The following is an 8,890-nucleotide window of genomic DNA, read 5'->3' on the forward strand; positions in this document are numbered from 1 at the left end:
GGGATGCGGTCCGTCCCCGGGACCCTGGGGCGCGCCGCGGCCGGGATAAGCGTCTTCGGACACGGGAAGCTACCTCGAAGCCGTCGTGGGGAAGGCGGTGGCGGATGCGCCGGCGGATGCGCCGGCGGATGCGCTCCTGGGCGTGTGGGTCGCGGCCGGCCGGGTCGTGGTCGTGGTGGTGCGGGTCGTCGTCGTGACGGTCCGGGTGATCGAGCCCGTGGTGCGGGGCTCGGCCGGGCCCGGCTTCTCCTTGGGCGTCGCCGTGGCGGCGAGCAGGCGGCCGATCTCGTCGCCGCGCTCGGGCCGGGCCGGCAGGTCGGAGAGGCGGGCGAGGTGCTCGGTGCCGATCGGCTCCAGCGCGATGTGCTTCTCCACCGCCGCCTGCAGCCGGTCCGGCCGGGTCAGGAGCTGCCACTCGGCCCGCAGCACCGCCACGGCCTGCCGCTCCTTGTGGAGCTGGCTCTTCAGCTTGGAGACCTGGCCGGCGAGGTTCAGGGTCTCGTACTTCGTCGAGTAGGCGTAGATCGCCGAGGCGACGAGGCCGAGGACGGCGAGCACGTTGAGGAGACGGATCACCGGCGCGGCCCTCCGCGAGTGGCGCTGGCCGGCAGGCTCGCCAGCATCTCGATCGCCGCCAGCGGCTCCGGCACGGGGCCGTCCGTGCGCTCGGCGGCGCGCAGCTTGGCGGAGCGGGCGCGGGGGTTGCCCGCCATCTCCGCCTCGTCCGGCAGGACCGGCCCCTTGGTGACGGGCTGGAAGCTGCGCGGCACCGGCCGGGCGACGCTCGGCACGTGCCGCGACGCCTGCACCGCCCGGCCGCTGCGGGCGGAGAGGAACTGCTTCACGATGCGGTCCTCCAGGGAGTGGAAGGTCACCACGGCGAGGCGCCCGCCGGGCCGCAGCGCGCGCTCGGCCGCGTGCAGGGCGCGGACCAGCTCGCCGAGCTCGTCGTTGACCGCGATGCGCAGGCCCTGGAAGGTGCGGGTGGCCGGGTGGATGCCGCTGCCGGGGTCGGCCCGCACCACGCCCGCCACGAGCTCGGCGAGCTCGGCCGTGGTCTCGATGGGGCCGCGGCGGCGGCGCTCGACGATGGCGCGGGCGACCGCGCGGGCGCGGCGCTCCTCGCCGTAGTGGAACAGGATGTCGGCGAGCGCCGCCTCCTCGGCCCCGTTCACGAGGTCGGCCGCGCTCTCGCCGGAGCGCTCCATGCGCATGTCGAGCGGACCGTCCTGCCGGAAGGAGAAGCCGCGCTCGGCCTGGTCGATCTGCATCGAGGAGACGCCGATGTCGAGCACCACCCGGTCGGCGGCGGCCTCGCCGAGGCCCTGCAGGATCGCGTCGAGGTCGCCGAAGCGGCCGGGCACGAGCCGCAGCCGCCCGCCGGATTCCGCGACGAGGCCCTGCCCGCCCGCGATGGCGGTGGGGTCGCGGTCGATCGCGACGACGCGCTCCTGCGGGTGGGCGGCGAGCAGCGCCCGGGTGTAGCCGCCGGCGCCGAAGGTGCCGTCGACCGAGAGGCCGGCCTCCGCGACCGCGAGCGCCTCCAGCACCGGCCCGAGCAGGACCGGCACGTGCGGGGCGGCGCCCTCTCCCGGCAGGCCGGGCCCGCCCGCCCGGGGCCTGGACGGGGACGGCTTCGCCGTCGGGGGTCTGGCCGGGCGGCTCATCGCGGCCTCGCGCCGGGACAAGGGGCGGGGCGAGGGGCGAGGCAACGAGCGGTACAAGGGGCCGGGCGCCGAATCCGGCGCGGGATCCTGACGGCGTCGTCCGGAGCGGGTTCGATCATGTCTGCCTGCAGCGTCCGCGGCCCGCATGCGCGCGGGCCGGATCGTCGATGCCCTTCCGGAGGCGCGGGAGCGCGCACGGGCGGTCACTCGGAGAACGCGCGACGCGTCCGCCGATCCGAAAGGTGCCGTTGACGGGATGTTGGCGGGTACCATGGGCTTCTGAGGATCGTCAACGCATGCAACCGCAGGATCGCAGGCGCCGATCAGACCTCAGCAAGGTTAACCGACGGTAAGGAAACGCGCGAAAATCGCGTGGCCTCGCACCGGGCCCTCGCGCCGGGCCGGCGGGCGGATCAGCCGGCCTGTAAGCCGGGTTCTGTAGGGCGAAGGCCGGCCTCGCGGCCGGCCCGCGCGTGGCGGCCATTCCTCTGGGACGGTCGTTGCCGACCGCCTCGAGCAACCAACCCGGGCGACCGGCCTGGAGAGTGGGCCTGCCACCCCTCGCGGGGGGCGCGTCGCCCCTATTCGGTCTTGCTCCCGGTGGGGTTTGCCGTGCCGTCCGCGTTGCCGCGTCCGCGGTGCGCTCTTACCGCACCCTTTCACCCTGACCCTGCATGCAGGGCGGTCTGCTCTCTGTGGCACTGTCCCTGGGGTCGCCCCCGCCGGACGTTATCCGGCACCGTCTCTCCATGGAGCCCGGACTTTCCTCCCCGGACGGATGAAGTCCGGAGCGGCCGCCCGGCCGGCTGATCCGGGGCGTGCTGTGCGCCCGGACGCGGGCGGGGTCAAGCGGCCGGGAGCGGGCCGGCGGGCCCGCGCCGCGCCTGCCCGCCCGCTGGGCATGCCCGGAATTTCACCGCTCGGTTGTATGACGGGGGCCGCCGCCTTAGCTTCCGGAGCGAGGGCTGCGGGCCTTCGGCCGGCGCCCCGCCGAACGCGCGACACGCGATGAGGAGGCGAGCATGGGACCGCAGGACACGACCTGGACCCTCGAATCCGTCCAGCAGCTCACCGAGATGGCGCGCGAGCGCCTGCCGGTCTCGGTGATGAGCCTCAAGCTCAAGCGGCCGATCGAGGCCGTCTCGGCCAAGCTCGCGGAGCTCGGCATCACCCCCGCCGCCGAGACAGGCGCCGGCTGAGCCCACCGGAGCCCGCGGCAGCGCCCGGCCTCAGAGGCGCGGCGCGCGCGCGCGACGTGCCCGGCTGCGGGAGGCCGGGCGCCGCCGCTACCACGTGCCGGTGTTCTCCATCGAGGCCCAGGGCTCCTGCGGGGGCTTGGCCTCGCCCTTCTGCAGGATCTCGATCGAGATGCCGTCGGGCGAGCGCACGAAGGCCATGTGCCCGTCCCGCGGCGGCCGGTTGATGGTGACGCCCGCGTCCTTCAGGCGCTGGCAGAGGGCGTAGATGTCGTCGACCCGGTAGGCGAGATGGCCGAAATTGCGCCCGCCCGTGTATTCCTCCGGATCCCAGTTGTAGGTCAGCTCGACGAGCGGCGACTTCGTCGCCTCCGCCCGCTCGGCATCGCCCGGCGCGGCGAGGAAGACGAGGGTGAAGCGGCCCTTCTCGTTCTCCACCCGGCGCACCTCCTTCAGGCCGAACGCGTCGACGTAGAAGGCGAGCGCGCGGTCGAGATCCGCCACGCGGACCATCGTGTGCAGGTATTCCATCTGAGCTCTCCCGGCTGACCGGGCCCTATCTGGCCCTCCGGCCGGGCGGGTCAACGCCGGCGCCCGCCTCGCGGCACGCGCCGCGTCACGCCTCTGGCCCCGGCGTTGCGTCGCGGGGCTGAGCCGTGAGAAAGCGGGGCCCCTGCCCCGGCTGCCGGAGGATCCATGCGCACCGAGACGCCCCAGACGATCCGGCTGGAGGATTACCGGCCGAGCGACCACCTGATCGACCGGGTCGATCTCGACATCCGCCTCGCGCCCCACGACACCCGCGTCTCGGCGACCCTCGCGGTGCGGCCGAACCCGGCGGGCGTGCCGGGCGCGCCCCTCGTCCTCGACGGGGACGAGCTGACCCTCCTCGGCCTCGCCCTCGACGGGCAGGCGCTGCCCGCGGACGCCTTCGCGGCCTCGCCGGGCGGCCTGACCCTGCACGCGCCGCCGCAGCGGCCCTTCACGCTCACGGTCGAGACGCAGATCGACCCGACCGCCAACACCAAGCTGATGGGCCTCTACCGCTCGGGCGGCGTCTACTGCACCCAGTGCGAGGCGGACGGGTTCCGGCGCATCACCTACTTCCTCGACCGGCCGGACGTGCTCTCCGTCTACACGACCCGCATCGAGGCCGACCGGGAGGAGGCGCCGGTGCTGCTCGGCAACGGCGACCCGGGCGAGGCGGGCGCGGTGCCGGGCACAGGCCGCCACTTCGCCGTCTGGCACGATCCGCACCCCAAGCCCGCCTACCTGTTCGCGCTCGTCGGCGGCCGGCTCGACCGGGTCTCGGCCCCCTTCACGACGATGGAGGGCCGCGCGGTGACGGTGGCCGTCTACGTCGAGCCCGGCAAGGGCCCGCGCGCCGACTACGCCCTCGACGCCGTGCTGCGCTCGATGCGCTGGGACGAGGCGGCGTTCGGGCGCCCCTACGACCTCGCCGTGTTCAACGTCGTCGCCGTCTCGGACTTCAACATGGGGGCGATGGAGAACAAGGGCCTCAACATCTTCAACGACAAGTACGTGCTCGCCGACCCGGAGACCGCCACCGACACGGACTACGCCAACATCGAGGCGGTGATCGCCCACGAGTACTTCCACAATTGGTCGGGCAACCGCGTCACCTGCCGGGACTGGTTCCAGCTCTGCCTGAAGGAGGGCCTCACCGTCTTCCGCGACCAGGAATTCTCCTCCGACATGCGCTCGCGGGCGGTGCACCGGATCGGCGAGGTGCGGACGCTGCGCGCCCGCCAGTTCCCCGAGGATGCGGGCCCCCTCGCCCACCCGGTGCGGCCCCGGGCCTACGCCGAGATCAACAACTTCTACACGGCGACCGTCTACGAGAAGGGCGCCGAGATCGTCCGGATGATCCGCACCCTGCTCGGCCCCGCCGCCTTCCGGGCGGGCATGGACCGCTACTTCTCCGAGAACGACGGCCGCGCCGCCACCGTCGAGGACTTCCTCTCGGCTTTCGCGGCCGAGAGCGGGCGCGACCTCTCGGCCTTCGCCCGCTGGTACGAGCGGCCCGGCACGCCGCGGGTGAGCGCGGCGGGCAGCCACGACGCGCAGACGGGCCGCTACACGCTGAGCCTGCGCCAGAGCCTGCCCGGCGGGGACGGGGCGCCCCTCGTGATCCCGGTGGCGCTCGGCCTCGTCGGCGCCGCCGGGCCCCTCGAAGCCACCTGCGAGCGGGTGCGCGACGGGGTCTTCGTGCTGGAGGCCGCCTCGGACACGATCACCTTCGCGGGCGTGGCCGAGCCGCCGGTGCCCTCCCTGTTCCGGGGCTTCTCGGCGCCGGTGCGCCTGGAGATGGACCTCGGCGACGCCGAGCGGCTGACCCTGCTGCGGCACGACACCGACCCGTTCAACCGCTGGCAGGCCGCCCAGAGCGTGGCGATGCGGCTGATCCTCGACCGGGCGACCGCGCGCGCGCAGGAGGCCGAAGGTGCTGAAGGGGCCGAGGGGGCCGAGGAGGCCGGCCCCGCCGCGGCGGCCTACGCGGCGGCGCTCGGCGCCTTCCTCGACGCGGAGGCGCTGGCCGACCCCGCCTTCGCCGCCCTGGTGCTCGGCCTGCCCGGCGAGGGGGACGTGGCCAACGAGATGGGGCGCGACGTCGACCCGGACGCGATCCACCGCGCCCGCCAGGCCCTGCGGCGGCATCTCGGGCGGAGCCTGCGCGGGCGCCTCGACCCCTTGCGCGCGGCGCTGGCGCCGGCGGCCGGCGCGCCGTTCAGCCCGGACGCGGCCTCGGCCGGCCGCCGGGCCCTGGCCAACGCCGCCCTCGACCTCCTCGGCATCGCCGACCCCGAGGCCGGGACACAGGCAGCCGAGGCGCAGCTCGCCGCCGCCACCAACATGACCGACCGCCTCGCGGCGCTCTCGGTCCTCGCCCAGATTCCCGGGCCGGCGCGGGAGCGCGCGCTCGAGGCCTTCGGCGAGCGCTACGCGGACGAGCCCCTCGTCCTCGACAAGTGGTTCGCCCTCCAGGCCACGATCCCCGAGGCCGGCACGCTCGAGCGCATCGCCCGCCTGCGCCGCCACCCCGCCTTCGCCATGACCAACCCGAACCGGGTCCGGGCGCTCATCGGCAGCTTCGGCCTCGGCAACCCGACCCAGTTCGCGCGGGCCGACGGGGCCGGGTTCGCGCTCCTCGCCGAGACCGTCGAGGCCCTCGACCGGGTGAATCCGCAGATTGCGGCCAAGCTTCTCACAACCTTCGGTTCGTGGCGGATGCTGGAGCCCGCAAGGTCTTCCAGAGCCGGCGAAATCCTCTCCCGGATGCAGGCCCGGCCGGGCCTCTCGCGGGACGTCACCGACATCCTGGCGCGAACCCTAGCCGGCTCGTTAACGCATTCTTAAGTAAAGGGAATTCCGAATCGAGCGGGGCCTTGCGGCCGTCCGGACACGAGGGCCCGCTGTCAAGCGAGGCCGCGAGAAAGCCGTGGACAAGTCGCCCGCCCGGATGATCATATATCCATGATTCGGGGCGAGCGTTCCTTCCGCTCCGGGACATCACCGAAAGCGACGAGGTTCGGCTATGCCGGAGGCGGATTCCGCTTCCCTCTCCGCGCGCGCGGATACGATTCTCGGCATTCACCGGCCCTCGCGCGCCACGCACGCCCACTTCGTGCGGGCGGAGACGTGGCTGCGCTACGCCGTCCCCGCGCTGCTGGCCACCTTCCTCGCCTGCCTCGGCGGCGTCGCCGCCCTCCATCTCCAGATGCAGCGGGAGGACATCGTCCACGCCGCCTCCGCCGAGGTCGAGACCTTCGCGCGGCTCGCCGCCGCCGCCCTGCCGGGCGAGACCGGCGCCACGGCCGCCGACCGGCTCCCCGCCCTGCTGCCGCCGGCCGCGCTGCCGAGCGGGCGCCGCGTCCTGATCGTCTCGCCGACCGAGCGGATCCTGGCCGCCCACCCGCCGCTGCCGGGCGCCGCCCTTCTGCCGGAGGTGATCGGCGAGACCCAGGCCCTCTCGATCCTCGCCGAGCGGGCCGGGGTGATGAGCGTGACGCTGCCCGGCGGCGAGGCGGCGCTCGCCGCCCTGCACCGCCTGCCGGGGGAGAACGCGCCCCGCGTCGCCGTGGTGCAGCCGCTGGGCCACGCGCTGGCCGCCTGGAGCGAGCGGGCCCGCAACCAGGCGATCCTGCTCGGCGCGGCCGGCCTCGTCATCGTCGGCATCGCGGTGGCCTACGGCCTCCAGACCCGGCGCGCCCACGCGGTCGACCGGCTCTGCGAGCAGATCAAGCAGCGCCTCGACACGGCGCTCGGCCGGGGCGGCTGCGGCCTCTGGGACTGGGACATCCCGCGCGGGCGCATCTACTGGTCGGACTCGATGTACGCGCTTCTCGGCTACCGGCGCGAGCGCGAGTTCCTCTCCTTCGGCGACGTCAACGCCCTCGTCCACCCGGACGACGGCGACCTCTACAGCCTCGCCCGGGGGCTCGCCGCCAACCAGACGATGGTGGACCACGCCTTCCGCATGCGCGGGGCCGACGGCGCCTACGTCTGGCTGCGCACCCGCGCCGAGATCGTGCCCGACCCGAACGACGGCGGGCGCCACCTCGTCGGCATCGCCGTCGACGTGACCGAGCAGCACAACCTCGTGGAATCGACCGCCACCGCCGACATGCGCCTGCGCGACGCCGTCGAGGCGATCTCGGAGGCGTTCGTGCTGTGGGACACGGGCAACCGGCTCGTGCTCTGCAACTCGAAATTCCGGCACCTGCACGCGCTCAGCCCCGAGGACGCCCAGCCCGGGCGCCGCTACGGCGAGATCATGGGCCGGGGCGTGCTGCCCCGGGTCCGGCGCGAATTGCCCGACGCGGAGCACGCGGGCGCCACCTCGCGGACCTTCGAGGCGGAGCTCGCGGACGGCCGCTGGCTGCAGATCAGCGAGCGGCGCACCAAGGACGGCGGCTACGTCTCGGTGGGCACCGACATCACCAACCTCAAGCGCCACCAGGAGCAGCTCGTCGCCTCCGAGCGCGAGCTGATCGAGACCGTCAAGGACCTCAAGCGCTCCCGCCGCACCCTCGAATTGCAGACCCAGCAGCTCGCCGACCTCGCCGAGCGCTACCTCGACCAGAAGGCCGCCGCCGAGAGCGCCAACCAGGCGAAGTCCGAGTTCCTGGCCAACATGAGCCACGAGCTGCGCACGCCGCTCAACGCCATCATCGGCTTCGCCGAACTGATGGAGACCGAGGTCTACGGGGCGCTCGGCTCGCCGCGCTACGGCGAGTACTGCCGGGACATCCGCTCCAGCGGCAACTACCTGCTCTCGGTCATCGACGACATCCTCAACATGTCCCGCATCGAGGCGCACCGGGTGAAGCTGGTGCGGCGGGAGCTGCCCCTGGACGCGGCCGTGAAGGGCGCCCTGAAGCTCGTGGCCGAGCCCGCCCGCGCGAAGTCGCTCGCCGTCACCGTCGATCTCTGCCCCGGCCTGCGCCTGCTCGCCGACGAGCGGGCGCTCCAGCAGATCCTCGTCAACCTGATGCAGAACGCCGTGAAGTTCACGCCCGCCCAAGGGCGCATCATGGTCCGGGGGCGCCCCTCCGGCGACCACGTGCACATCTACATCGAGGACAGCGGCATCGGCATCCCGAAGGCGGCCCTGCCGAAGCTCGGCGCGCCCTTCGCGCAGGTGGAGACCAACCTCACCCGCAGCCACAACGGCTCGGGCCTCGGCCTCGCCATCGCCCGCTCCATGGCCGAGCTGCACGGGGGCGCGCTGCGCATCCGCTCCGAGGAGGGGCTCGGCACGGTCGTGCTCGTGCGCCTGCCCGCCCCGACGCCGGACCGTCTGCGGGCGGTCGCCGCGGAGGATTCCTCGCAGCAGACCGTGGCGGCGCTGCGCGAAGCCTCGGGCGCCAGCCTGCGCCCGAGCCCGGTCCACCCGGCGGTGGTCTGAGGCCGGCGCCCACCTCTCCCGTCCGGGAGAGGGGACCCGCGCCCGATTTTTTCGGATCTGCACCAGAGGAGACGGGGGCTGCACCATCACCTCTCCCG

The 8,890-nt window shown here is 74.0% G+C and carries 6 protein-coding genes and 1 other RNA gene; 3 read left to right on the plus strand and 4 right to left on the minus strand.

The genetic code is table 11. The features are described 5' to 3' along the window. Nucleotides 1–69: 69 nt before the first annotated feature. From ftsL to rnpB, 3 genes are all read right to left on the minus strand, one after another. Nucleotides 70–576 (minus strand): cell division protein FtsL, encoded by a 507-nt coding sequence (gene ftsL, locus MOX02_RS20480; RefSeq protein ID WP_147027650.1) that lies wholly within the window; start codon nucleotides 574–576, stop codon nucleotides 70–72. Continuing rightward, the gene (gene rsmH, locus MOX02_RS20485; protein WP_147027651.1) at nucleotides 573–1,667 is read right to left on the minus strand and encodes a 16S rRNA (cytosine(1402)-N(4))-methyltransferase RsmH; all 1,095 of its coding nucleotides are present in this window, start codon (nucleotides 1,665–1,667) and stop codon (nucleotides 573–575) included. Before rsmH ends, ftsL begins: the two co-directional genes overlap by 4 nt. Before the next feature lie 409 nt (nucleotides 1,668–2,076). Beyond that, an RNA gene (gene rnpB / locus MOX02_RS20490) (RNase P RNA component class A) lies at nucleotides 2,077–2,477 on the minus strand. 212 nt (nucleotides 2,478–2,689) lie between these two features. On the opposite strand from rnpB, the gene MOX02_RS31390 reads away from it, so the two are divergent. Next, the gene (locus MOX02_RS31390; RefSeq protein WP_170267938.1) at nucleotides 2,690–2,866 is read left to right on the plus strand and encodes a hypothetical protein; all 177 of its coding nucleotides are present in this window, start codon (nucleotides 2,690–2,692) and stop codon (nucleotides 2,864–2,866) included. A gap of 87 nt (nucleotides 2,867–2,953) precedes the next feature. On the opposite strand, the gene gloA is transcribed toward MOX02_RS31390, so the two are convergent. Continuing rightward, on the minus strand, nucleotides 2,954–3,394 hold the full coding sequence (gene gloA / locus MOX02_RS20495) for a lactoylglutathione lyase (protein ID WP_147027652.1): 441 nt from the start codon (nucleotides 3,392–3,394) through the stop codon (nucleotides 2,954–2,956). 165 nt (nucleotides 3,395–3,559) lie between these two features. Between gloA and pepN the strand changes: the two genes are divergently transcribed. Continuing rightward, nucleotides 3,560–6,241 (plus strand): aminopeptidase N, encoded by a 2,682-nt coding sequence (gene pepN / locus MOX02_RS20500; RefSeq protein ID WP_147027653.1) that lies wholly within the window; start codon nucleotides 3,560–3,562, stop codon nucleotides 6,239–6,241. A gap of 178 nt (nucleotides 6,242–6,419) precedes the next feature. Continuing rightward, nucleotides 6,420–8,792, plus strand: coding sequence for a PAS domain-containing sensor histidine kinase (locus MOX02_RS20505; protein WP_147027654.1), 2,373 nt, complete (start codon nucleotides 6,420–6,422; stop codon nucleotides 8,790–8,792). The last annotated feature ends 98 nt before the right edge of the window (nucleotides 8,793–8,890 follow it).

Source organism: Methylobacterium oxalidis (assembly GCF_007992195.1).
GTDB classification, from domain to species: domain Bacteria; phylum Pseudomonadota; class Alphaproteobacteria; order Rhizobiales; family Beijerinckiaceae; genus Methylobacterium; species Methylobacterium oxalidis.

Bases quoted from the DNA above. Each gene is read 5' to 3' on its own strand.
- rsmH (WP_147027651.1), bottom strand. From the start codon at position 1,667: ATGAGCCGCCCGGCCAGACCCCCGACGGCGAAGCCGTCCCCGTCCAGG.
- MOX02_RS31390 (WP_170267938.1), top strand. From the start codon at position 2,690: ATGGGACCGCAGGACACGACCTGGACCCTCGAATCCGTCCAGCAGCTC.
- gloA (WP_147027652.1), bottom strand. From the start codon at position 3,394: ATGGAATACCTGCACACGATGGTCCGCGTGGCGGATCTCGACCGCGCG.
- pepN (WP_147027653.1), top strand. From the start codon at position 3,560: ATGCGCACCGAGACGCCCCAGACGATCCGGCTGGAGGATTACCGGCCG.
- MOX02_RS20505 (WP_147027654.1), top strand. From the start codon at position 6,420: ATGCCGGAGGCGGATTCCGCTTCCCTCTCCGCGCGCGCGGATACGATT.